Source organism: Pseudomonas sp. LW8, from assembly GCF_041956865.1.
Taxonomy (GTDB): Bacteria; Pseudomonadota; Gammaproteobacteria; order Pseudomonadales; family Pseudomonadaceae; genus Aquipseudomonas; species Aquipseudomonas siliginis.
Genome location: NZ_CP168138.1, coordinates 2,853,280 through 2,877,631, shown reverse-complemented (window position 1 = coordinate 2,877,631; position 24,352 = coordinate 2,853,280). Strand labels below are relative to the sequence as shown.

The 24,352-nt window shown below is 58.1% G+C and carries 23 protein-coding genes and 1 tRNA gene; 11 read left to right on the top strand and 13 right to left on the bottom strand.

The window, feature by feature from the left end; translation table 11 throughout:
- Positions 1 to 203 precede the first annotated feature (203 nt).
- From AB9L16_RS13115 to AB9L16_RS13095, 5 genes are all read right to left on the bottom strand, one after another.
- Positions 204 to 995: a DUF2063 domain-containing protein gene (locus AB9L16_RS13115; protein ID WP_375123720.1), complete on the bottom strand. Its 792-nt coding sequence runs from the start codon at positions 993 to 995 to the stop codon at positions 204 to 206.
- Entirely contained in the window at positions 988 to 1,872 is an 885-nt protein-coding gene (locus AB9L16_RS13110) for a DUF692 domain-containing protein (protein WP_375123719.1), read from the bottom strand. Before AB9L16_RS13110 ends, AB9L16_RS13115 begins: the two co-directional genes overlap by 8 nt.
- Positions 1,873 to 1,985: 113 nt before the next feature.
- Complete coding sequence (locus AB9L16_RS13105) at positions 1,986 to 2,405, bottom strand: organic hydroperoxide resistance protein (protein WP_252876309.1); 420 nt, start codon at positions 2,403 to 2,405, stop codon at positions 1,986 to 1,988.
- Positions 2,406 to 2,464: 59 nt separating this feature from the next.
- A complete protein-coding gene (locus AB9L16_RS13100) occupies positions 2,465 to 2,980 on the bottom strand; it encodes a DoxX family protein (RefSeq protein WP_095180030.1) in 516 nt (171 codons plus the stop codon).
- Between the two features lie 373 nt (positions 2,981 to 3,353).
- Positions 3,354 to 4,415: an SDR family oxidoreductase gene (locus tag AB9L16_RS13095; RefSeq protein ID WP_375123718.1), complete on the bottom strand. Its 1,062-nt coding sequence runs from the start codon at positions 4,413 to 4,415 to the stop codon at positions 3,354 to 3,356.
- Positions 4,416 to 4,519: 104 nt separating this feature from the next.
- On the opposite strand from AB9L16_RS13095, the gene AB9L16_RS13090 reads away from it, so the two are divergent.
- Together AB9L16_RS13090 and AB9L16_RS13085 are read left to right on the top strand one after the other, a co-directional pair.
- A complete protein-coding gene (locus AB9L16_RS13090; protein WP_375123717.1) occupies positions 4,520 to 5,152 on the top strand; it encodes a dTMP kinase in 633 nt (210 codons plus the stop codon).
- Positions 5,153 to 5,260: 108 nt separating this feature from the next.
- Positions 5,261 to 5,626, top strand: a complete 366-nt coding sequence (locus tag AB9L16_RS13085) for a low affinity iron permease family protein (RefSeq protein ID WP_150742172.1) — start codon at positions 5,261 to 5,263, stop codon at positions 5,624 to 5,626.
- 74 nt (positions 5,627 to 5,700) lie between these two features.
- Here AB9L16_RS13085 and AB9L16_RS13080 read toward each other — a convergent pair whose 3' ends face one another.
- Both AB9L16_RS13080 and AB9L16_RS13075 read right to left on the bottom strand, forming a co-directional pair.
- Entirely contained in the window at positions 5,701 to 6,813 is a 1,113-nt protein-coding gene (locus AB9L16_RS13080; RefSeq protein WP_150742171.1) for a hypothetical protein, read from the bottom strand.
- Positions 6,814 to 6,939: 126 nt separating this feature from the next.
- Positions 6,940 to 7,281, bottom strand: coding sequence for a helix-turn-helix domain-containing protein (locus tag AB9L16_RS13075; protein ID WP_159894614.1), 342 nt, complete (start codon positions 7,279 to 7,281; stop codon positions 6,940 to 6,942).
- Between the two features lie 221 nt (positions 7,282 to 7,502).
- Between AB9L16_RS13075 and AB9L16_RS13070 the strand changes: the two genes are divergently transcribed.
- From AB9L16_RS13070 to AB9L16_RS13055, 4 genes are all read left to right on the top strand, one after another.
- Entirely contained in the window at positions 7,503 to 7,760 is a 258-nt protein-coding gene (locus tag AB9L16_RS13070; RefSeq protein WP_191636956.1) for a DUF2357 domain-containing protein, read from the top strand.
- Between the two features lie 260 nt (positions 7,761 to 8,020).
- The gene (locus tag AB9L16_RS13065) at positions 8,021 to 8,365 is read left to right on the top strand and encodes a hypothetical protein (protein WP_375123716.1); all 345 of its coding nucleotides are present in this window, start codon (positions 8,021 to 8,023) and stop codon (positions 8,363 to 8,365) included.
- Between the two features lie 224 nt (positions 8,366 to 8,589).
- A tRNA-Lys gene (locus AB9L16_RS13060) sits at positions 8,590 to 8,664 on the top strand.
- A 25-nt stretch (positions 8,665 to 8,689) separates the two neighbouring features.
- Positions 8,690 to 11,011, top strand: coding sequence for a hypothetical protein (locus AB9L16_RS13055; RefSeq protein ID WP_375123715.1), 2,322 nt, complete (start codon positions 8,690 to 8,692; stop codon positions 11,009 to 11,011).
- 190 nt (positions 11,012 to 11,201) lie between these two features.
- Here the strand turns inward: AB9L16_RS13055 and AB9L16_RS13050 are convergent, their stop codons facing one another.
- The 5 genes from AB9L16_RS13050 to AB9L16_RS13030 all read right to left on the bottom strand — a co-directional run bounded on the left by AB9L16_RS13050 (position 11,202) and on the right by AB9L16_RS13030 (position 16,728).
- A complete protein-coding gene (locus AB9L16_RS13050) occupies positions 11,202 to 11,717 on the bottom strand; it encodes a cupin domain-containing protein (RefSeq protein WP_056786019.1) in 516 nt (171 codons plus the stop codon).
- Between the two features lie 103 nt (positions 11,718 to 11,820).
- The gene (locus AB9L16_RS13045; protein ID WP_375123714.1) at positions 11,821 to 14,223 is read right to left on the bottom strand and encodes a TonB-dependent siderophore receptor; all 2,403 of its coding nucleotides are present in this window, start codon (positions 14,221 to 14,223) and stop codon (positions 11,821 to 11,823) included.
- A 67-nt stretch (positions 14,224 to 14,290) separates the two neighbouring features.
- The gene (locus AB9L16_RS13040; protein ID WP_375123713.1) at positions 14,291 to 15,241 is read right to left on the bottom strand and encodes a FecR domain-containing protein; all 951 of its coding nucleotides are present in this window, start codon (positions 15,239 to 15,241) and stop codon (positions 14,291 to 14,293) included.
- Positions 15,241 to 15,750, bottom strand: a complete 510-nt coding sequence (locus AB9L16_RS13035) for a sigma-70 family RNA polymerase sigma factor (RefSeq protein WP_375123712.1) — start codon at positions 15,748 to 15,750, stop codon at positions 15,241 to 15,243. Before AB9L16_RS13035 ends, AB9L16_RS13040 begins: the two co-directional genes overlap by 1 nt.
- An 81-nt stretch (positions 15,751 to 15,831) precedes the next feature.
- The gene (locus AB9L16_RS13030) at positions 15,832 to 16,728 is read right to left on the bottom strand and encodes a helix-turn-helix domain-containing protein (RefSeq protein ID WP_375123711.1); all 897 of its coding nucleotides are present in this window, start codon (positions 16,726 to 16,728) and stop codon (positions 15,832 to 15,834) included.
- Positions 16,729 to 16,890: 162 nt separating this feature from the next.
- Here AB9L16_RS13030 and AB9L16_RS13025 point away from each other — a divergent pair, with 162 nt between their 5' ends.
- The 5 genes from AB9L16_RS13025 (at position 16,891) to AB9L16_RS13005 (ending at position 23,257) form a co-directional block, all read left to right on the top strand.
- Positions 16,891 to 18,249, top strand: a complete 1,359-nt coding sequence (locus AB9L16_RS13025; protein WP_041480368.1) for a glutamine synthetase family protein — start codon at positions 16,891 to 16,893, stop codon at positions 18,247 to 18,249.
- 154 nt (positions 18,250 to 18,403) lie between these two features.
- Entirely contained in the window at positions 18,404 to 19,492 is a 1,089-nt protein-coding gene (locus AB9L16_RS13020; protein ID WP_375123710.1) for a polyamine ABC transporter substrate-binding protein, read from the top strand.
- Positions 19,489 to 20,790 (top strand): NAD(P)/FAD-dependent oxidoreductase, encoded by a 1,302-nt coding sequence (locus AB9L16_RS13015; RefSeq protein ID WP_375123709.1) that lies wholly within the window; start codon positions 19,489 to 19,491, stop codon positions 20,788 to 20,790. The genes AB9L16_RS13020 and AB9L16_RS13015 overlap by 4 nt, the downstream gene beginning before the upstream one ends.
- Before the next feature lie 245 nt (positions 20,791 to 21,035).
- Positions 21,036 to 22,691, top strand: coding sequence for an intermembrane transport protein PqiB (locus AB9L16_RS13010; protein WP_258706684.1), 1,656 nt, complete (start codon positions 21,036 to 21,038; stop codon positions 22,689 to 22,691).
- A gap of 17 nt (positions 22,692 to 22,708) precedes the next feature.
- The gene (locus tag AB9L16_RS13005) at positions 22,709 to 23,257 is read left to right on the top strand and encodes a membrane integrity-associated transporter subunit PqiC (protein WP_236168824.1); all 549 of its coding nucleotides are present in this window, start codon (positions 22,709 to 22,711) and stop codon (positions 23,255 to 23,257) included.
- 6 nt (positions 23,258 to 23,263) lie between these two features.
- Here the strand turns inward: AB9L16_RS13005 and xerC are convergent, their stop codons facing one another.
- Complete coding sequence (xerC, locus tag AB9L16_RS13000) at positions 23,264 to 24,202, bottom strand: tyrosine recombinase XerC (protein ID WP_305965242.1); 939 nt, start codon at positions 24,200 to 24,202, stop codon at positions 23,264 to 23,266.
- Positions 24,203 to 24,352: the final 150 nt, after the last annotated feature.

Below are 24,352 nucleotides of genomic sequence, written 5' to 3'. Positions count from 1 at the left end.
GGCGGATAGACCCTCAAGGAAGTTCGAGGCGAAAGGCGCAAGCGTCTTCCACTTCGATACAGCGTCCTTGTTCGGGTAGGCCTATTTAGCGGGAGTCATGTATCGGCGATGTATCGGCGAGCGGAGCATTTGTAAGCCAATCCCAAGACTTAGCGTTTGGGTACATAGAGATACAAAAACCGACCTCAGCCTTTGCTCGTCAGTCAGGACAACAGCTTCAAAACGGGTGTCGCGGCTACGCCGACGGCAGCTTGCGCATGCAACTGGCGCAGCAGCACCAGTGCGTCAGCGACGAAGCCGGTCACGTCTGTTGCACCAGCCTCCGCAGCCAAAGCGTGCAACTGCGCTCGACCATACATGTCAGGGAACTGCTCGATCCGCTGCAACAAACGGAACGCGAGAGGGCTGACCTGGGAGAATTGCACTTGGCCACTCGGCACACGGCTGATCAGCAGCAACGTCGGTTGTTCTGGCGGTTCAGAAGGCAAGTGACCTGGCGCGAGACGATGTACGGCCCAAATGTAAGCCAGCGGCCAGACGAGCGGGGAGAGCCTGAGGGGACGGTCGAGTAAATGCGCCGCATCACTGGCCTTTAACGGCGCAGCGTCCAACTGTTGCAGCGCCATTTCCACCCACTCGTAATGAGCCAATTCGGGCAAGAACGGGTACCAGGGGTGTTCGTGATCAGGCGAGTCCTCCAGGCTCGCTACGAAGTCTACAAACTCACGAGCAATTTCTCCGAAGCGTGGCGTTTGCGCGCGGTAATCACGCAAAAAACGTCGTACCAGTGCACGCCAACCGGCATCACCCAGCACGGCAACCAGCACCGGAAACGTCCCACCCAGCAACCCCAACAGATTGTTCAACACCAGGTTGAGATAGACCTGCGCTCTCTCGGGATTCATCTGCGCAGGCGGCGCATAACTGCCCGGGTCACGCAGGTACCGGGTCAGCGCGAGCTGCTGACTGTGCAAACTTGAAGGGGAGTCAGCCATCGAGGGTCACCCGCACCAAAGCATTGGCGTCGCGCTGCAAGCGCCTGATGGTGTTCAGCTCAGCCACCAGTTCGTCGTAGGACGGAAAGTTGAAATCGCGCTCCAGCAGGGTTGGCTTCACGCCGAAAAGGCCATAAGCCTGCCCCAGCAATGACCAGACTACCGGTTTGACCGAAGCACCATGGGTGTCGATGATCAGGTCCTCGGCTTCGTCGTAATGCCCAGCCACATGCATGGCGACTACGCGTTCTGGTTCCAGGCCGGCGAGGAAAACCGCTGGATCAAAGCGGTGGTTCACCGAGTTGACGTACACATTGTTAACGTCGAGCAACAGGTCGCAATCGGCCTCGCGAAGCACTGCATTGGTAAAAGTGAGTTCGTCCATGTCCTGATGAGCAGCGGCGTAGTAAGAGACGTTCTCTACAGCAAGACGACGACCGAGAATGTCCTGTGCACGGCGGATGCGCGCAGCAACGTGATGAACGGCCTCCTCAGTGAATGGCAACGGTAGCAGGTCGTATAAATGGCCATCGTCACTGCAGTAACTCAGATGTTCGCTATAGAACGGCACGTTGAAGCGATCGAGGAACCCGCGGACTTGCTCAAGAAAAGGTTCGTCCAGCGGTGCACTGCCACCCAGCGACAGTGACAGGCCATGGCATGACAGCGGGTAGCGTTCAGCCAGCAACTGCAAGGCCTCACCATGAGCGCCACCGATGCCGATCCAGTTCTCTGGAGCAACCTCTAGAAAATCGAAATCACCGACTGGAGCGTCACGAAGCGTGTTGAGCAGTGCACGGCGCAACCCGAGCCCGACGGTCGCCGCAGGGGGAAGCTGTGGATCTAAATGCGTTGATGATGAAGTGTTCGTTTGCATGAGCTAAATACTCCGATTCGACGTCTGAAACGCCCGATCCACGCCACCTCCACGGTCACCTATGGCAGCCGGGCGGGCATGGATCGGGCGGTTGAAACCCGCCACGGTTCTGCTCAAACGAGGTTGATCACCACGTTGATGTTGTTCCGCGTCGCTTTGGAGTACGGGCATGTCTGGTGTGCGGTATCGATCAGGTCTTGGGCGACGTTGCGATCCAGCCCCGGAAGGAAGACGTTGAGGCGAGCCTGGAGGAAATACGCACCATCTGTTGTGCCTAGATCCACTTCGGCGTCGACGGCAAGGTCACCCGGGAGGGTGACTTTCAGCTTGCTCGCCGCAAGCCCCATCGCGCCGATAAAACAGGCCGACCAACCTGCGGCGAACAACTGCTCTGGGTTGGTACCGGCGCCAGAGGTGCCAGGCGATGACAGCTTTATATCCAGTCGGCCATCGTCACTGAGGGCGGTGCCATTGCGTCCACCCGAAGAGGTATGGACTTTGCCGGTGTACAGCACTTTATCAATATGGGTCATGGTGAAACTCCTGATTACTAGTGGGGTTGAGAGCAATAACCTTGGTGACGCGATAGCACTCAGCGCGCATTCAAGCGCTTGAGATACCGACCGATGAATGCATCCAGGCTCAGCTTGCCGGCGCCTGTGAACACGAGTGGCAGAAGTGCGACGAGATAGATCAACGGCAGCTTGAAATTGCCGTAGCCTTTGTTGCTGATGGAGTACCCCATAGCCAGTTCGCTCAACGTCGACCACTCTGCTGGCCAGTGAACTGCGGCAGTTGCCACGACGGTGACCACTATGAGGATCAGTGCCGAAAGGCGTGTTCCCAGGCCTACAAGCAAAGCAATGGAACAGAGCAGCTCTGCCCACATGGATAACTGCCAATTGAACGTAGCCGGCAGCTGATTGAAGGGAAAAGGAAAGGCCCCTTGAATGCTGGGGAACCAGTTCTCACCGTTCCACTTTTCCCATCCCGCTTCAAAAAACTCCCAGGCCAGAAAAACGCGCAGGCTTAACGGCGCGATCCAGTCTCCAGCACGATCGAGATTAAGGTGCAGCCGATTCAAGACCGATGACGGATTTGTTTGCATTGGTTTAATCCTCCAACTTGTCGTCAAGAAAGTGGAAGCCGTTCAGGTGCTCCCAATGACAGGTGTCAGGCACAGGAGCACTGCGCTGGCCGTGAGCGCAGTTCATCGTGCTGGTGTATCTCGCTTGTGTCTGAGGGGGCGGGAAGATCAATGTTGTGTAACGTGTTTGCGTCCGTACACACTTGGATACAGAGCGATACCTGTGGAAGGCGCTATTTTGGAGTTGGGATATACGATCGGCTGCGTTCTGCCGGTGACTGGCAGGAGGATTTCACAGGGCGAATGAAAGTCGCAGATGTGGGGGGCGAGGGCGTGGAAATGACTGTTGAATGAGGGGGCACGCCAGGTGCCCACCTTATCTGTCTGGAACCGCCTAAGGGATCAAGCGCATCTCCCGCAGTTTGTCGAACACGTCGAAAAATGCCTGATCGCTCGCCTGGTAGGCAGTGAAGCCCATCAGGCGGCTTTTCGACATATCCGTGACCACTTCGATGGGGCGGCCAAGGTCGGCATCGGTATGCCATGGGGAAATCAGGCGACCGATATCGGATTCTTTCAAATCGTGTTCGGCGACTATTTGCGTCCAAACGGCTTCATCGTCCGCCATCTGCTTCTCTAGAGGCGAGGGTGACGCAGGATAGTCAGCAGCAGGCAGGTCGAAGTATTCGGCAATTCGGCTCCACATCCATTTCCACCGGAATACATCGCCATTGGTGATATTGAATGCCTGATTTGCCGCAGCCGGCGTGGTGGCCGCCCACAGTTGCTGTTTCGCCAACTGCCGCGCATCGGTCATGTCGGTGAGGCTGTCCCACTGCACCCTGGATCCGGGAAACACAAAAGGGCGATTGGTGTGTTTGCAAATCGAGGCATAGACGGCGAGCGTGGTTGCCATGTTCATCGCGTTGCCCACGGCCACCCCGGTGACGGTATGCGGGCGATGCACGCTCCAGGTGAAACCGTCCTTTTCCGCAGCGGCGAAGAGTTCGTCTTCTTGGGCGTAATAGAAATTCTCGACCTCCAGACGACCCTGTTCTTCGCGAAACGGTGTCTGCGGCAGGCTGCCTTTACCATAGGCTTCGAACGGGCCGAGGTAGTGTTTCAGGCCGGTAACCAGTGCTACGTGTTTGACGCTTTTGGCTGGGCGAATGGCGGCGAGGACGTTGCGTACCATGGCCGCATTGACGCGAATGTTCTCGGCCTCCGTGGCTTGCCGCGACCATGTAGTAATGAACACATGCGTGGGTCTCACATCCCTCAGCGCCTGTTCCAGAGAAGCAGGATCCTGAAGGTCTGCCGCGACAGGGATCACGCCGTGCGCTTGCGATGGATGTCTCGATAGCGCAGCGACTTGCCACTGGTTGTCGATGAGTAACTGGGTGATGGCGCTGCCGACAATGCCGCTGGCGCCCACGACTAGAGCTGTCTGGGTCATAGGTTTCTCCTGGATTTGAGTTTGGGAGTCCTGCTGAGCAACAGAGGTTCAACCTGAAAATCCGTTAGAGTGCGCGCTACTCCCCGTTAAAGCCTGTGAGAAAAATGACTCGTCCGCTGTTTGTCGCTCTGGATGGCCCCAAAGGCGTCGGCAAAACCTCGCTGTTGGAGGCCATCACTGAAGTCCTGAGGGCAGACAACCAGAAAGTCATCCGACTGTGCGAGAAAAAAAGCGACCCGTTCAGGGGCGAGACAATGCATCTGGTGAATCGACTCGTCCGACATCCTGACCGGGATCTGGAACTGGACGTTTGCCAACGCCTAGCTGATAGCCGCCGCTGGATTTCCCGAAACGTGCTGACCAAACAACCCGCCAACAGCATCATCCTGATCGATCGCTGGTACCCGTCCGATGCGGCGTTTCGCCGGATAGTCCCTTTCGCTGAAATCCTGCAGTTGAACATTGACCGCAACGTACAGGTGCCAGACCTGCATGTCGGGGTGGTTACAGCGGCGGAGATTTCGTGGGCGAGGGCAGGGGCACGCCGGCGTGGCTTGAGCAGCACTGTGCTTCGCGGTCTGGAGGAGCATGTCGCTTGTACTGAGGCGTTTGAGCTGGCCGCTACCGATCAGGGTTGGTTTTTGTGCCGGAATGAGGGGACGATCGAGGAAGCGACGAGCCGAGTGGTAGCGGAGATTAACCGGGTGATGAGCCACCGGCACAGCCGCTCGATCTGACGCCTGAGCAATCGTGCGAATCTGCGCCACCGACGAGCGGCGCAAATATGACAAAGTATTTCGCCACCAAACGAGGTCAAGTGATTAGGTTTATTCAGAGGTTTCAAGATGAGATTTGCACGCTTTTGCCAGACACTGTCCAACTGGGCGGGTAGCCCCAAGACCTTTTTGACAGCGATTGTTCTGATCGTCGCCTGGGCTGGGACAGGGCCGTACTTTCATTACAACGACACTTGGCAGCTGATCATCAACACCTCGACAACGATCATTACGTTCCTGATGGTGTTCCTCATTCAAAACACCCAGAACCGCGACAATGACATTCTGCATCTGAAGATCGATGAGCTGATACGAGCTACCCACGAGGCACAGAATGCTACGCTGGGGCTGGAGCAAATGGGCTCGAGTGAGCTGCGAAAACTTCGTGAACAATACCGCATGCTGGGTGAGTCAGGGCAGATCAAGTTTGACTGAAACTGGCGAAGCACCCACAAAGCTACGGGGCCCCGGCATTGCGAACATTGCTGGAGCCCCGCATCGATCGACTATCAGTCGAAACTCAGTTCCTGAGTCTTGATGTGATTGGCCACTGCGCCGGAGATCGCGTCGAAGATTGCTTTTTCATTGTTGCTGTAGACCTCCATGTCCAGATCCAGGGTAATGGCAGCGCTGCGGATCATTACACCTTCATGGTGGTAGCTGACAAACAGTGAGTGCCAGTCTGTGAATTCCACATCCAACACGAGGTAAACCACTGTCACCGAAGCCATGCCCTGGTCGTTCTTGATGGGGCCAAAGGCGACAGTCGTGCGGCCGTCCTTAGTGCTGGCCTTGTTCCACCAGAAGGTCATGAAGTCGTGGGTGCCCGAATCGTTGGGATCCTTGGCCAAGAGCGTCGCGAGCTGCTTGAAACTCTCGAGTTCCGTCGCTCCCAGATACGTGCCAACGATGGTGGTCAGCAAACTACCGATGTCCACGTCACCTGAAGAGACATCCTGCCTGACCTGGCCGCCACTCGCTGCCTTTACGGTAAAGCCCAGATCGGTCAGTTGGTAAACCACAGCATCGAACCATTGCTTCGTCTGCAGATAGTCCGTATTGGTGATGTCCACGCCCTTGTTTTTCAGGACGGCGCGCGCAGCCCCCTGTGCGTAGAGGTTCAGGTGAGAGTATGCGCTGACCTGCTCCGGGGTAGCATCGGTCATGGCATAAACCAACTGCGAGTCGATGGCTGTGGCGTCGATTGTCGTTGTAGCTCCACCGGTTACCACGCTGCCCAGCTTAGGCGGCGCAAGGGCAGGCCATGCGCAGGTGATGATCCTGCTCGTAAATCCCACACCATCGCGAAGATAGGCTTGACGAGAGCGCCAGTCGGGATGGGAAGTGCGGTCGATAGTGAAAGGGACGTCACGCAAGCCTTCGGGAGGGTTACCTATGGACTTGTCGATTGCCACGTTGAGTCTCTTCAGAAGCCCGTCGCACTCGCATTTCGCGAAAACATTCAGATGGTAGTTCAGGCCTTCTGTGTTGGTGACTTGCACGTGAGCACCAGCCCCCAGGGCCGCTTGGCAAGTTGAGATGTTCCGACCGAAAAGGCTGAACGTTTTCTGGGACTCGAACTTCACTTCTACATCAGCTTTTGCAGATTCCTTAGTGCACATGATGATCTCCAGCTCATACCCAGGCGTCATTGCTTGGGCATCTAGAAGTTATCAATATCGGACCCTTCGTGAAGCTCAGTCGGTTGAGCAGGGCTCACGAATTGCCCTGAAAATATTGCGTGGCGCTCAAGGTGCTGGAGTAGTCACTTCATCAAGAAACTTGGCGAGGTTACGAACATCGTTGTCGGCCATTCTTTCAATTACGTCCGCGAGCGCTTTGCGATGCGGCGCGTCATGCATGGCGCCGAGCGTGTGCTGTCCACGGCCGAGCAGAAGCCAATCGGCATTGACGTTCAGCTCGACGCACAGCTTGGCGAAGTTCTCCATACTGATTGGCTCTGAACGAAACCACCGACTGAGGGCGCTGTCCGTCACACCGATTCGGTGTGACAGCGCGTAGAGTTTTGGAAACCCACGAAGGGTATATGCGAACTGAAGTCTCTCGCCGTAGCTTTTGATGCCATGCATTTCCATATCTTTCTTCGTCCTTTACTCGGAGAGGCATCGAAAGCTTCAGAAGTCCGCAGCCTCTCCGGGTTTAAGGCGGGTGAAGCCCCCAAGAGCGAATCGAGTGTGGTGAGAGGCACATGGCAGCGCGCCAACGATTGCTCTCGTCCATGCTAAAGACGAACTCATGTGCAGTGATATGAACTTTGCCGACTGAGAGCTCAGGTAGGTGTCCGGCCAAGGTGATTGTCTGGTTCGAGCGATTATGGCCTGAGCGCCAGCCAACGACTTGGTTTGCGAGGCTGAGGCGCTATGGGGATCGGTTTCACCGCGCGCTCAAACAGATATCTCAGCGGCCGTTAACAACCTTGAAGAGTGATCGCACGTCGGTGAGTGCGCACACGGTCAAGCGGTTGGACTCCGCATCCGTCTGCATACGCGCGAGCTTATCGGTTTGGTTGGTACGCGTTGCGTTCAGGTTGGTTGGGAAAGGATCCTGATGAGACGCTGTGGGTCAGCCCAACATGGGAGGTTTATGAGCGGTGGTGCTTTGTAACTGTAGTCTCACAGCTGCAACGTCAGTTTCCTGAACTCGTCTGGAGTCGTGAATATCGATCGGTGGGTTTAAAAGAAATCGTGTGGCGGGGAATAGCGGCTTGTGACCGTTGAGGCATGTTACCAAGTCCGATGCCCAGCGAGTGATCAACCTGCGCATCGCGGTTTTCAAAGCTTATCGCGAGAGCGATATCTGGACATCGTCGTGACGTTGGACTCGCCTTCGACGAAGCGCTTCTTGGTTTTCGACGCGAAGTATCGCAGCGCCCGCGCCAGCGTCCTGGATGCAATGGAGTCAGCGCACATTTATCACGACAGTCTCCAGTGGAAGGGCATCAAGCCTGACGTTTCATTGCTGCTGATACCTAGGGCAGACAAAGTAACGGCGCTTATCAGTCCGACTTATCATGCGGACTATGGGGTCGGAGCCTGGCAAATCAGTGCAGAATCAGAAGGGGAGGCACTGGGGATCGAACTCAAACGAATTCTGAGTGCAATACCAATCGCGGCCGCTCCAGCCCGTACAATTGCTATTGGAACGGCGAAGTAATCGATTACGCACAGTAGCGCTAAACTCGCTGACAATCCCGCAACCCGAAATAAAGGCGTCGGGCTCCAGGCGTATTGGTTCGCGACGCCGGTGCAAAGGACTCGATCGGACTGCGCTGGTCTTGACGACTCTTCCCGAGATCACCTGATTACGTTCAGGTTCACAAGCGGCAATGTTTTCGATCTTCACAATCGTTCAGCGCTGGTGGACAATCCGCGCTCTGTTCCGGGGTAGTTCAGCGGTAGAACACTCGGCTCTTAACCGGGTGGGCGCTGGTTCGAATCCAGCCCCCGGACCCACAACATCGCAGGCTCGGAAGGACTCATGCTCAGGGACGATAGGGAATCGAATGCGAATGCCGGCATAGGTGCCGGCTATGCAGCCTTTCAACTGTCTCGGGCACTCGCTGCATCGGGCCTCGACGATAACGGACAGACGAGCAAGCGCATCGAGCGCTGGCGCAATGTAATCGAGCACATATTGCAGGGATCTGCGTCGTATGGCTCACGAACTCCATTCGCGGATGTGCCTGAGTGGGTCACGCTGGAAGTCGCCACGGGTGGTTTTGCCACTGGGCAGTACATGGCCGGTGGCGCACTGACCGAGTACGAGCGACATTTGGCTGCTTCGATTCCTGGTATCCGTCCTGGCTTCGAGCGACTCGATCTCAACACTTGGCACCTTACGGAGGAGGGGATTGAGGTACTGCAAACGAAGCTGGCGAGCGGGGATTATCGAATCGAGGTGCCAGAAGAAGCTGCACTGCTGACGGTGGCCTGGTTGCTGGGCCAACAACGTACAGAGAACGCATGGGACCTGGTTGAAGCGATAGCGCCTTTCTTTGAAGAGCTGCGATTCTTTCCGATGGCTTCTGACGGTTCGCCGCTTTCAGCAGGGCAAGTGCAGGTTTTTACTGTCGGTGATGTCAGAACCGTGCTTTCAAACCGCCCAGCACAGACGCGTCTGGCAGCGCAAAAACATGTCGTCGAGACTCGCTTGCCGCTCTACGATGCGGCGGTGTCGCTTTTCCTTTTGACGTATCAGGATGATTGGCCTTGTCGCCGGTACCCCGAGGGCTGGTTTGAGCAGGCGAATATTCTGAAGCGGCAGTTCGATGCTTCTTGCCCCAGCGCTTCAGGTGAAGCTGAAAGCTCAAGGGATCGGGCAGGGGAGTTGTTTGCATTGCTGGGGAGTTGCGCTAGCGATGCGGCGTCGCTTACGGGACGGCAAGTCGGACGAATTCGCAGGATCGTCGACGATTTCGTACGCAAGCATGGTCATCCCGAATCCGAATCTCATCAAAAGCACAGAGAGTCTCAACGCAGTCACGTGTCCTCACCCGGGCACCATCTATTTGCTAAAGCGGTTGCCGCACGTCTGAGCAGGTATCCCGGTTCGGACGGAGTTTCCGACTTTTCATCTCTGCTGCAACCCGTTACCTGCGAAGAAGCGACCGCATATTCGCTGTTAACAGGTATCGGCATTCCTACTGATATTCGTCGACGCGTCGAGCGGTGTCGAACGGGCACAATTGCCGAGCTGATCGATAAGGGATTGATTACATCCGGGGATACCGTGGCGCGGCTGCTGCCAGCGATAACGGCTGAGATCTGCAGTGCAGGATTTCGCGATATGTCGCTGCGGATGCTCTCTGTAGCAACCTATCGCGCCTTTCGACAACGCCGCTCATTGTTGCTGTTGGATCTGCAAAGTCAGGTCAGGATGAATGAATTGCCGTGGGTGGCGGCTGTTGAGGACCAGCGAGAAACGGACGCGGTGGTCGCTGACGCAGCCAGACAGGTCCTGATCGAATGCGCAGCGATGACTCTTTGCGCTTTTCCTCAAGCGATCCTGCCCAACAAACTCATTCAGGAATTTGCTGCGCTTGGTGCGATGGCCAAGCTGGATCTGCCTTTTGTCGAAGAAGTCGCCTCGGACATTTTCATGGGTGCTTTCTCGAACAAGTACATAAGAGCTGCCAGGCAGGCGGCATCTTTGACAGGTGGCACGCTATACGCCAATTACTACGACATTGATGCAAGCCAATTGGCGATGCTTCCTGATCAACCGAAATCCAGGCGGAAAAGGTTCTCCAGACCTGACGCGAGTTCCAGGGACGCATTGGCCAGATTGTGCTCCCAGCGGGCTGATGCGGACCTGGGGACATGGCGACCGGCGACTAACGGGAAAATCATCGAGCAACAACAGATCCTGACGACGCAAAACCTTGCGCTGTTGTTTGGTGAGCTCGGGTTGAAGGCGCTGTTGCAGTATCGCCTGGCTTCGATGGCCAAGGAATGCTTCAGATGGATATGCGTACGCCAGCAGATGAAGTTGCGGTTTTATCACTCCAGCCTGGTGGTGATCAAAAATACGGCTTATGCCTGGCGGCAAATGGTCTTTTATCTAGCGATGCTTGATGAGGCAGAAATGCGTTTCGCGATTGAACGTATCGAAGCTCATTTCGCGATTCAGCCTAGTGCATTTCGTGAAAGGTTTCTGCCGGCGATTAGAGGATTGCGAGTAGCGGCTTCTGGCGCACCGTTGACCGAGGCTCGCCAAGCAAGCGAAAGTGCTCAGGTTTTTATCGGATGGACTACCGAGAGACATTGGTTGTTGAAGCAGCAAACGAATGGCGTTGCTTAGACTGAGAGGTTGGGAGTGGTGGATCTGATATCTAAAGCCTGAGGCCATTCGCATACATGATTTAACATAATATACATTACACGTAACAAGATGTTACAGGGTTAGCGTGGTTGCCCGAGAGATTTGAATCTGCGCGGTCGCTTCAAAACCAGCTTTCCCTGCAAACTGCATTTGTCCCAATCTACAACTCTCAATCTTCACCGCGCGTAAGCATTTCAATCAGCGCTCCATGCTGCGGATACTGTGCCGTGAGTTTTGCGCGATTACCGACTTCCATGTCCGCGAAATCAAACCCAGGCGAAACCGCTTCGCTGATCAAGCCAAAGCCATTCGAGCCTTCCAGCAATCGAGAGGCTTTCCAGATTCCACCCGGTACGTGCAATTGCAGTTGCTGACCAGCCAAAACATCGCTGCCCATCACCAGCGTTTGCAGTGAGCCGTCGGCGTGGATCAGGTTGTATTCGATGGCGTCGCCCAACTGAAAATAATGCAGGATGTCGGATTGGTTGAAATGAAACTGGCCCGCCGGCGATTGCTCAGTGAGCAGATAGTAGATCGAGGTCAGCAGATATCGCGTGCCTTGCTGCGTTTCGAGGCAGGCACGGTGATCGGCTTGATAGGTTCTGCGGTAATAACCGCCCTCGACATGGGGCTGTAGATTCAGCGCAGCAATCACATCTGTAGCATTCGGCTTGCGCTGAATCATGGCCTTCTCCGTTGCAGGTACGGTTTTTTGTTAGCTCAACTAAACGGTCATTTAGTGTAGTTAACGTATTTTCGACGACGATCGACGCACTTACCCTGCTCCGTTAGAAGTCTACCGCCGCCGACAGCAGATACGTCCTCGGCGTAGAAAGCGTCAACCCCGGCTCACTATCATCCGATGCACCCGCCGAGCTCCAATAGCGTTTATCCAGCACGTTTTCGACATTGGCGCGCAAGGTGATCGTTTTCTCGTCCAGCTTGAAAGCATAGCGCGTGCCTACATCGAATCGTTCCCAAGAGTCGATTTCCTTGTCGTTCGCCTGATCCAGATACTGCGAACTCGAATAGATCGCACGACTGGTCAATGTCAAACCCTGCACAGTCGGCACATCCCACTCCGCGCCGAGGTTGACGTTGTATTTCGGTGTCGCCGGTGCGCGGTTGCCGTCGAATGTGCCGTTGGTGGTGTGGGTCAGTTCGCTATCGATGTACATCACACCGCCCAGCAATCGGAAGCCGTTCAGCGGTTCGCCAAACACGCTCAGTTCTACGCCGTTGTTTTCGCGTTTGCCGTTCGGGCCGAAGACTCGTGTGGTCGCATTGGTTTCGTAGGCAGGTTGTTTGATGCGGAACACCGCTGCCGTCAGGGCGTATGAGCCGGCGTCGTACTTGGCGCCGACTTCGACCTGGCGGCTGATGAATGGCGGGAAGATTTCGTCTTCGTTGATCGACGTCGATGGCGCGATCTTGCCTTGGCTCAGACCTTCCATGTAGTTGGCGTACAGCGAAAGTTTGTCTGTCGCCTTGAACAGAATGCCGCCCGACGGCGAGACTTTTTCCTCATCGTAGGCCGTGTCGCCCTTGATGCCGTCGCTCCAGTCATCGACTTTGACCCGCTGCCAGCGCGCACCCAGAGTCAGCAGCAGTCGATCATCGAAGAACCCGAGCGTGTCGGACAAGGCCACGCCGCTGAAGCGATTTTCGGTGTAGACCTTGGCGTCATTGCGGGTCGGCGTGCCGGGTCTGGCTATTTCCACCGGGTCGTAGAGATTGCTGCGCCCGGCCGCGTAACGGGCGCCGCCGTTTTCGAAGTCCATATAAAAGTAGTTGGCCGCCAGGTTCACTTCATGGCTGACAGGTCCGGTCTGGAACCAGTTACGCACCCCAGCGGTAGCCGTGCGAACGTTTTCGTCGCGAGTGAAGTCGCGCGGCTGGACGCTGAAGTCGCCGGCGTCATTGGTCACCGACACCGCGTGGCGCAAGAAGTCGTGATTGCTTTTGCGTGCGCCGACGCCGCCATACAGCATGACTGAATCGCTGACATCGAACTCGCCGTTGAGCGTGCCGAAAGTGTCTTTGGTTCGCGCCCGGCTCCAGGGTTGCGCATAGTTGTCGCGCACATCATTGGCGTTCGGCACCTTGGCATTGGCGGCGACTTGCACGCGTTCCTGCGGTGCGTCGGTGTCGCGTTCGGTGTGGCCGATATCGGTGGAAAGTCGCAAGCGTTCACCACGGAAATCCAGACCGAGTACTGCCATGTCGCGATCGACACTCTGATGATCCCATTCTGTATCACCGGACTGTTTAACCCCGTTGAAGCGCACCCCGAATTGATTGTCTTCGCCAAAACGCCGTCCGACATCCACCGCGCCGCCGACTTGATTGTTCGAGGCGTAATTGGCTGTCAGCGAGGTGATCGGCTTGTCGGTCGCGCGTTTCGGCACGACGTTGATCCCCCCTCCTACACTGCCCCGTGGCGAAATCCCGTTGATCAATTGGCTCGGGCCTTTGAGGATGTCGACGCGATCGGCCATTTCCATATCAATCGTGTAAGTCGGCAACACACCGTAGAGGCCGTTGTAGGCAACATCACTGTTGAACAGGCTGAAACCACGGATGGTGAATTGCTCATAGCGGCCACCGGCAGGGTTGGTGGCGCGTACCGAAGGGTCGGTACTGATCAGATCGCCGAGCGTGCGCGCCTGTTGGTTTTTCACCGTTTCGCTGGTGTAGGTGGTCATGCTGAACGGGGTTTCCATGAAATCCCTGGAACCCAACAACCCTTGCGAGCCACGCCGCGCGACCTGACCGCCAGCAAACACGTCGGCATCCGCTGAACCGCTCGCGCCGAGAATCGATGTCGGTGCCAGTTGCAAGGTGCTGCCTTGCGCTGCGGGCACCAGCGTATAAGCCTGATCGCCGACCGGTTGCAGCTGCAAACCCGAACCCAGCAACAACCGGCTGAACCCCTCCTCCACGCCATATTCACCGGACAAACCATTGCTGTTGCGGCCGCTGACCAGCGCCGGATCCACCGACAGATTGACTCCAGCGAGACCGGCGAAGCGCGTCAGCGCTGTACTCAGACTACCGGCCGGCACCTGATAACTGCGGCGACTGCCATCGTCGGCCCAGCTCGATTGGATCAACACGGGGCTGGCACTCAGGCTCAGCAAAAGGCTCAACTGCAACAACGGACGCAAACGACCTGGAAATACTGCGGGCATTGGAAGAAGCTCTCGATTTTGTTCACTTGCCTGGAATGACCAGCGAGGCGAAAAAAAGGGACAGGCTTCAGCCAGTTTTTTCTGCACGCGGTACCAGTGACACCCAAAATCGCGTTCGCGTATGCACATCGACGGGCAAACTGGCAGCCAGCAGTGCCAGCACTTGATCGGTATCGTCGAGGCGAAAGCTGCCAGTGACGCGCAGCGATTCCAGCGCCGGATCCCAGCGCAGCACGCCCGAGCGGTAGCGACTCAGCTCGCGGAGGAAATCACCCAGCGGCTGGTTTTGCGCCATCACCACACCGTCGCGCCAACCGGGCATCAACGCTTCGAATGCCGTCACCGCTCCCGCGCCCGAAGCTTGCAGGCGGACTTGCTGGCCCTGCTGCAATACCAGCGCCGGGCCGTGCAGTGGCTGCAATTGCACCGAACCACGCAGCACGCAGACCTGGCAATCGCGCGCATTGAGGCGCACCGAGATGTCGCTGTGTTTGACGATCATCCGTCCATAAGGCGCGTTGACGATAAAGGCTGAATCGCCTGCCGCGTTGAGCGCCATCTCGCCACGAATCAGCGTCAACTGACGTGCCGCCAGATCGACATTAACCGCGCTGTCGGTGTTGAGTTGCAATGAATAATCCTGGGCCAACTGCACTTTGCGCCGCTCGCCAGTGCTGGTGTGCAGGTCGGCGCGCCACACCTCCAGCGGCAGCTCCCGACTGATCAACCACACTGCCGGCACTAGCGCTGCCACGCCCAAAGCACGCTTGAGAGCAGCGCGCCGCGCCGGATCCGGCCGGTCCAGCGTGGCCAGGGCAAGCGCCGGGGGCAAGCCTGCAAAGCGTTGACGCAGTTGTTGAATTTTCTGCCACGCGTTCTCGTGGCGACTGTCACTGGTACGCCAATGCTGCAATCGGGCGTGATCTTCATCACTGGCACCACCGGACTCGAGCAGTGCCAGCCATTGCGCCGCTGCCCGCGCCACTTCCCGCGTTTCCTCGCTGGGGGCAACGCGCATCACAGATCCGCCAGCAAGCAATGCTCGTACGCTTGGGCCATGTAACGTTTCACCGTGCGCTCGGAAACCTGCAAGCGCTCGGCAATCTCGCGGTAGCCAAGGCCCTCGAGTTGACTCCAAAGAAATGCCCGGCGCACCGGGCGCGGCAAGCCATCGAGCAATTCATCCAGCGCCTGCAAGGTTTCCAGCAGCAACCAGCGCTGCTCCGGCGACGGTGCGCACGCTTCCGGCAATTGCGCCAAGGCATCGAGGTAGGCTTTTTCCAGATGGCGCCGCGTGTAGAAATTGCTCAGCAGCCGTTTGCCAACGGTGAGCAAATACGCACGCGGCTCGCGCAACTCGGCCAGTGGCGGCGCGTTGCACAGGACGCGTAGAAAGGTGTCCTGACTGAGGTCCGCCGCATCCCACGCATTGCCCATGCGCCGGCGCAGCCAGGTTTCCAGCCAGCCGCGGTGCTCGCGATACAACTGCTGCAGGCTCTGCTCCGACGGTGACGTAGCTTCAATCATCTCAAGAGACCCTGCGCGAAGGTAGATTCAAATGAGACTGATTCTATTTAACTTCTGCGAGGACACAAAGCCTTTTTCTGCTCAGCGCTTGAGCGTTTCGCTCGGCAGCTCCTTGAAAAGCGCGCGGTAACTGCTGGAAAACCGCCCCAGATGCCAGAACGACCAGCGCATCGCCACTTCGGCAACGGTGGTTTCGCAAGGCCTGCGCTTGAGCAATTCACGGTGTGCACTGTTCAGCCGCCTCAGGCGTAACCAATGGCTCGGGGTCATCCCGGTGTAGGCCTTGAAAGCCTGCTGCAACTGGCGCAGGGGTACGCCGGCAACGTTGGAAAGCTCGAGCAGATTGACCGTGTCTTCCGGCGAATCAGCTGCCCACTCCCCTACTCGCTTCATGATTTGGCGCTCGTCGTTGCGCCGCTGCAATCCGCCCCGATCAAGGCTGGTGTGAGCGTTGTCGAGGATGAACAGGCAGTCCTCGAGCAGTTGCCGAGTCAGGCGATCTTTATCAAGTGGATCAGAGGCTTGCGACAACTTCGTGAGAATCGAGCTTAACCAGCCGCTGAACAAAGCGTTCTGTCCGCAGTTCAGCGGCGCCATGAACAAACCTTCGAGCTTTGCCACTTGCAAACCGTGCTCGCGGACGAAATCCGGACCGAATACCACAGCGATTTCCCGGTAGTTCTCCGGGGTGATCCAGATGTTGCGGCTCTCTTCGTTGAGCAGATACAGCGCGTTGTCACTGCGATCAAAACAGAACGCCAGAGCCCCGGATGGCGCGCTGAAATTCTGTTCGACCCGGGTGTTCATCTGTTCTTCGTAAACCTCGACGCCCTGCAGATCCAGATAGCGAATCTGCCCAGCGAAATGCCCCGGCGACATCTGCTGGTAATGCTGGACCCAGCCCGGTGTAGCGCGGATTTGCTCGGCCACATCGGCGGTATTGAACGCTTGAACCTGAAGCGGATTGCACGTTGTCATGGGGTGACCCTGCGCACTCTTTTGGTGCGCTTTGGTGCTGCTGAAAGTGGATAGATGGAATCGCAAGCCGCGCCCAAGATAGTCGCCAACGCGCCACAGGGGAAGGGGCGGAAGATGAAACCCGCCCTCCCCGGCGTCTACAAAACCAATAACGAGGTCTTTATGAACGCCCCTTTCGATCAGCTGTTCACCTGGCTGAAAGATCACAAGATTACCGAAGTCGAATGCGTGGTCAGCGACCTGACCGGCATCGCCCGCGGCAAGATTGCACCGACCAACAAGTTCCTGCATGAGCGCGGCATGCGCCTGCCGGAAAGCGTGCTGCTGCAAACGGTAACCGGGGATTTTGTCGACGACGACATCTACTACGACCTGCTCGACCCGGCTGACATCGACATGGTTTGCAAGCCGGTTTCCGATGCCGTGTATGTCATTCCTTGGGCAATCGAGCCGACTGCCATCGTCATCCACGACACCTTCGACAAGTTTGGCAATCCGATCGAACTGTCGCCGCGCAACGTTCTGAAGAAAGTTCTGCAGCTCTACACCGACAAGGGCTGGAAGCCGATTGTCGCGCCGGAAATGGAGTTCTATCTGACCCAACGCTGTGAAGACCCGGACCTGCCGCTCAAGGCACCACTGGGTCGTTCGGGTCGTGCGGAAAGCGGTCGCCAGTCATTCTCGATCGATGCCGCCAACGAGTTCGATCCGCTGTTCGAAGACGTCTACGACTGGTGCGAACTGCAAGGTCTGGATCTCGACACGCTGATCCACGAAGACGGCCCGGCGCAGATGGAAATCAACTTCCGCCACGGCGATGCGCTGGATCTGGCTGACCAGATCACCGTGTTCAAACGCACCCTGCGCGAAGCAGCGCTCAAGCACAACGTCACCGCGACGTTCATGGCCAAGCCGATCGGCGACGAGCCCGGCAGCGCCATGCACTTGCACCAGAGTGTGGTCGAGATCGCGACGGGTCAGCCGATCTTTGCCGATGCCGAGGGCAACATGAGCGAACTGTTCCGTCATCACATCGGTGGCCTGCAGAAGTACATCCCGAAAGTCCTGCCGATGTTCGCGCCGAACGTCAATTCGTTCCGCCGCTTCCTGCCGGACACCTCGGCGCCGGTCAACGTCGAATGGGGTGAAGAGAACCGCACGGTGGGCCTGCGGGTGCCGACATCGGGGCCGGAATCGATGCGCGTGGAAAACCGCTTGCCCGGCGCCGATGCCAACCCCTATCTGGCGATTGCCGCGAGCCTGCTGTGCGGCTACATCGGCATGGTCGAGAAGATCGAGCCGAGCGCGGCGGTCGAAGGCCGGGCCTACGAACGGCGCAATCTGCGCCTGCCCATCACCATCGAAGAAGCCCTGACGCAGATGGAAGACTGCCCGAAAGTTGCCGAGTACCTGGGCAGCAAATTCGTCCGCGGTTACGTCGCGGTCAAACGCGCCGAGCATGAAAACTTCAAGCGCGTGATCAGCTCGTGGGAGCGTGAATTTCTACTGCTCAGCGTCTGACGGCGCGCCCGTCCCTGTGGGAGCGAGCCTGCTCGCGAAGACGTCAGTACATTCAATATTGACGTCGACTGGAACACCGCTTTCGCGAGCAGGCTCGCTCCCACATGGGATTGTGCAGCGCCTGAGAATTCCAATAAATCCAAGAGGTGTCGATATGCGTCCATTGAAATCCATACTTCCCGTCGCGCTGAGCGCGCTGTTCAGTGCCGTAGCCCACGCCGAGCCCCAGGTCAGCGTCTACAACTGGACCGACTACATCGGCGAAACCACCCTCGCCGACTTCCAGAGCAAGACCGGGATCAAGGTGATCTACGACGTCTTCGACTCCAACGAAACCCTTGAGGGCAAACTCCTCGCCGGCCGCACCGGATACGACGTGGTGGTGCCGTCCAACCACTTCCTCGCCCGTCAGGTAAAGGCCGGCGCGTTTATGAAGCTCGACCGTTCACAGTTACCAAACTGGAAGAACTTGGACCCGAAACTGCTTGAATTGCTAGAGAAAAATGATCCCGGCAATGCGCACTCGGTGCCTTACCTGTGGGGCACCAACGGCATCGGTTACAACGTCGACAAGGTCAAGCAAGTGCTCGGCATCGACCACATCGATTCCTGGGCCGTGTTGTTTGAACCGGAGAATCTGAAGAAGCTGAGCCAGTGCGGTGTGTCGATGATGGATTCCGCCGACGAAGTCTTCCCCGCCATCCTCAACTACATGGGCATGGACCCGCTCAGTGAAAACCCTGAAGACTACAAAAAGGCTGAAGCCAAGCTCCTGAGCATCCGCCCGTACATCACCTATTTCCATTCTTCCAAGTACGTGTCGGACCTGGCCAATGGCGACATCTGCGTCGCGTTCGGTTACTCCGGCGATGTGTTCCAGGCGGTCAACCGCGCCAAGGAAGCGAAGAACGGCGTCAATATCGCTTACGCCATCCCCAAGGAAGGCGCCAACCTGTGGTTTGATCTGCTGGCGATCCCAGCCGATGCGAGCAACGCCAAAGAGGCCCATGCCTTCATCAATTACCTGCTTGATCCGCAGGTGATCGCCAAGGTCAGCGCCACCGTCGGCTACGCCAACCCGAATCCGGCGGCCAAACCGTTCATGGATCAGGAACTGGTCAACAATCCTGAGGTTTATCCGCCGCAGTCGGTGCTCGACAAACTCTACATTTCCTCGACCCCGCCCCAGGCGATCATGCGGCTGATGACCCGGTCGTGGAGCAAAGTGAAGTCGAACAAATGAATCAGCACAATTCACAGCACGCCCGCTCCTGGTACGCCGCTTCTGCGCGGGCGACCACGCCCTACCCTGCGCTAAACGGGGATTTGATTGCCGATGTCTGCGTGATCGGCGGCGGCTTCACGGGCGTCAGTACCGCGATTGAACTGGCGCAGCGTGGTCTGTCGGTGGTGCTGCTCGAAGCGCGACAGATCGGCTGGGGCGCCAGCGGGCGCAATGGCGGGCAGCTGATTCGCGGCATCGGCCATGAAGTCGAGGGTTTCGCCCGTTACGTCGGCCAGGACGGCGTGCGCTATCTGCAGCGCGCCGGCATCGATTCGGTGGAGCTGGTGCGCCAGCGCATCACTGAAAACGCCATCGACTGTGATCTGCGCTGGGGCTTTTGCGAACTGGCCAACACCGCCGCGCAATTTGCCGCGCTCCAGCAAGAGCAGGACAGCCTTGCCGAACTCGACTATGCCCACGCAACGAGGCTGGTCGGGCCGGAGCAGATCCGGCAGCAAGTGGTCGACGCCGGTGTGTACGCCGGCGGATTGATCGACATGGGTTCGGGCCATTTGCATCCGCTTGATCTGGTTCAGGGCGAAGCGCGTCTCGCCGCGTCGCTGGGCGTGCGGATCTTCGAGCAGAGTCCGGTCCTGGAAATCCTCCATGGCCCGACCGTCGAGGTGCGCTGCGCCACCGGTTCAGTACGCGCCGGCAGCCTGGTGCTTGGCTGCAACGCGCATCTGGATGACCTCGAGCCGAAACTCAGCGGCAAAGTGCTGCCCGCCGGCAGTTACATCATCGCCACCGAGCCGCTGGACGAAAGCCGTGCCGCGCAGTTGATCCCGCAGAACCTGGCGCTGTGCGATCAGAAAGTCGGGCTCGATTATTACCGTCTCTCGGCGGATCGACGTCTGCTGTTCGGCGGTGCTTGTCATTACTCCGGGCGCGATCCGGCGGATATCGCCGCCTACATGCGACCGAAAATGCTCAAGGTGTTCCCGCAACTGGCCGACGTGCGCATCGACTACCAATGGGGCGGGAAGATCGGTATTACCGCCAATCGTTTCCCCCAGGTTGGCCGGCTCAAACAGCACCCGAACGTGTTTTACGCGCAGGGCTATTCCGGCCATGGCCTCAACGTCACCCACTGGTGCGCGAAATTGCTGGGCGAAGCCATTCACGCCGGCCATAGCCAAGGCATGGACGTGTTCAGCAGCGTGCCGCACATGACCTTCCCCGGTGGCCCGGCGTTGCGTTCGCCGCTGCTGGCGCTGGGCATGTTCTGGTATCGCCTGCGCGAAATGCTCGGCTGAGCCCGCCACGACTCTGGCCCCTGTAGGAGCTGCCGAAGGCTGCGATCTTGGGACGCAGAGCGTCCCGGGCTGCATTCCCACGCAGAGCATGGGAACGATCAGGTCGCAACCTTCGGCAGCTCCTTGCACCGCAATCGCGTCCCACGCCAGCTATACACATTTGCTCTATCGCCAAGCACTTCTATATTGATGAAGTGCTTTTGCGTTCCTGACGCTCAGTGCCCGATTAATTGAGGAGGACATGGATGAAGTCGTCAGCCAGCGACGAGCCGCGAGCACCCGGTCAGGCGCCGGTCAAAACCCGCCGATTCGGTATCTCGCTGGTATGGATCGTGCCGATCGTGGCGGTGCTGGTGGGCATTTCGCTGGTGATTCACAACATCCTCCAGGAAGGCCCGACGATCACCGTCACCTTCAAGACCGGCGATGGCCTGACCGCCAACAAGACCGAAGTCAGGTACCGCAACGTAGTCATCGGCCATGTCTCCGATGTTGAACTGGCCAACGACCATAAACACGTCAACGCCACGATCAAACTCGCCAAGCAGGCCGAAGCCTTCACCCGCGAGGACTCGCAATTCTGGGTGGTACGTCCGCGCATCGGCGCCGGCGGGGTATCGGGCATCGACACATTGCTGTCGGGCGACTACATCGGTGCCGACATTGGCCAGGCCAATACCCGCTCAAAAAACTTCAAGGGTCTGGAGAACCCGCCGCCGATCACCTATGGCGAACCGGGCAAGCGTTTCACCCTGCACACCGCCGACCTCGGCTCGCTGGACATCGGCTCCCCCGTCTATTACCGCAAGATCCCGGTTGGCCAAGTGGTGTCCTATGCCTTGGACCAGGACGGCAAAGGGGTCAACATCGAAGTCTTCGTGCATTCGCCGAACGACGCCTACGTCACCGAAAACACCCGTTTCTGGAACGCCAGCGGCATCGACATCAATGTCGGGGCCAACGGCTTTGCGGTGAAAACCGAGTCGCTGTCGACCCTGCTGGTGGGCGGCATCGCTTTCCGCGCTCCGGATTACAGTCCCAACGATTCGCCAGCCAGTGAAGACAAGGGTTTCGAACTGTTCGCCGACCAGACCACCGCCCTCGCGCCGCCCAACGGCAAGGCTCAATATCTGGCGCTGCGCTTCGATCAAGCCTTGCGCGGGCTCAAGGTTGACGCGCCGGTGGAGTTCCTCGGAGTTGAAATCGGCCGGGTGGTGGCAGTCAATCTCGACTTCGACGAGGTCAAGCGCACCTTCCCGGTGAATGTCGGCATCGTCATCTATCCGCAGCGCCTGGGTCGCGCCCACGCGAAGATGCTCAAGGCTTACCATGGCGACGAAAACGATGAGGCCACCGGCGCGCGCCTGATCGGCACGTTCATCGAAAATGGCCTTCGCGCCCAGGCCCGCAACGGCAACCTGCTCACCGGTCAGTTGTATATCTCCCTGGATTTCTACCCCAAAGCGCCGAAAGTCGCTTTTGACCCTACGGCACGGCCGGTCACCATTCCGACCGTCCCTGGCAGCCTCGAGCAATTGCAGGAAAAACTCGAGGCGATGGTCAACAAGATCAACGCATTGCCGGTTGAACGCATCGCCAGCAACCTCGACGGCAATCTGGTCGAGCTGCGCAAGGGCCTGAAGCAGTTCAACGCCAGGACTCTGCCGGGTGTACAGAGCACCCTCGCCGACGTCAGCAAGACCTTGCAGTCCGCCAATTCGACCCTGGCCGAGGATTCACCGCAGCGCGAGCAACTCACCGAGACCCTCGACGAGCTCGGGCGCATGTCGCGCTCGTTGCGAGAGCTGTCGGATTACCTCGGTCGCCACCCTGAGTCGCTGATTCGCGGACGCCCCGACAACGCCGCGCCGCTGGACCTCAAAGGACCGCCACGCAATTGAGCACAGGAGCTGCATCCATGGTTTTACCGTTGAAGATCTCCTTGCTCGCTGCGCTCGTGCTGCTGGCCGCGTGCCGTAGCGACCCGATCAGCTTCCATACGCTGACCCCGGCGCAACCGGGTGCCAGCCGCAACGGCGCCGACATCGCCATCGAAAGCATCAGCGTGCCGCCGCAGGTCGATCGCGCGCAGATCGTGATTCGCCAAGGCAACAGCGGCGTGGCCATCCTGGATACCGATTGGTGGAGCGCCACCCTTGCCGATGAATTGCGCGGTGCGCTGGTCGATCAATTGAGCGGCGGCGTCGGCCAGCAGCGCGCTTCCGTGCGAATCGACGTGCAGCGCTTCGATTCGATTCCCGGTCAGTACGCCTTGATCGACGTGAAATGGCGAGTGCGCCCATTAGGTGCGGCGGACGCGGCGCTGCTGAGCTGTCGCTCGGTGTTGCAGACGCCTTCAGGGCCGAGCATCGACGAACTGGTGACCGCGCAACAGAACAACGTCAAACGCCTCGCTGCGCACATCGCGCAGGGTGCCAGCGGCTCGCGCTGCCCGCCGCAGACCTGACACCGTTTACAAATCGAAGCGATCCACCGCCCGCCGCCGCTCGTTGTCATCGCGCACATCGTAGTTGGCAGTCGTCTGGATATTGCTGTGATGCGCCAGTTTCTGTGCGATCGACAGGTCGTGCTCTTCGATCACCCGGGTGATGAATGAACGACGGAAGTCATGGGGCATGATTTTCACCCCGACCTGCGTACCGCGCTGGCGGGCAATGTAGTAAATCGCGTGTTTGGTGATGCGCTCGCGGGTGATGTGGCTGCCCCGGCGAATACGGTTGAACAGAAACGCATCGTCGCTCTCGCCTTCCTTGAGCTGTGAACGACGCAGTTCCAGCCAGGCGTCGAGCTTGGCAAAGGCCCAGGCCGGCGCGTACTTGATCAACTGTTTGTTGCCCTTGCCGGTCACCGTCAGGCTGCGTTCGTGAAAGTCGACCTGGCTCAGATCCAGATCCACCGATTCCGACTTGCGCATGCCGGTGCCGTACAGCAGCGCAATCACCGCCGCATCACGCAGGCCCTGCGGGCGCGGGTCGGCAGCGCAGACTTCCATCAGTTCATGAATCAGCGTGCGCTTGAGGTTGCGCCCCTGGGACAGCCGCGTGCCGGCTATGCCCTTGACCGACCGCATCTTCAGCAGGTGATCCTGACTGATCAGGCTCATGCGCCATGCTTCGTTCATCACCCCGCGTACGGCGTTCACGTACAGCGACGAGGTGTTCGGTGCATAACCATCGGCACGCAAAGCAGCGACCAGCGCCACCACGTCTTCCGGTTGCAGGCCGTGCCAGGGGATTTCTTCGATATCGACGTCCTCGAAACCGAGGCGGTCAGCGGCGTCTTGCAGCACATAACGCATGGTCAACTGGCTGGAAGGTGCCAGTCGCGCCAGGTAAACGGTCAGCGGATTGTTGTTGGACGGTGCAGGTTGGGTACTCGACAAATCACTCAAACGAAACGGCCTTGAAATAAAAAACGATTCAACAAAAACAATAAATGCATGAAATGAAACGCAAAAAACGGCATGACTCGATGACAAGGGTTACCGCGAAAGGCCGACAACCTGCCGTTCGAGGCCATAAAAGTCAATCGGGCATTCCCC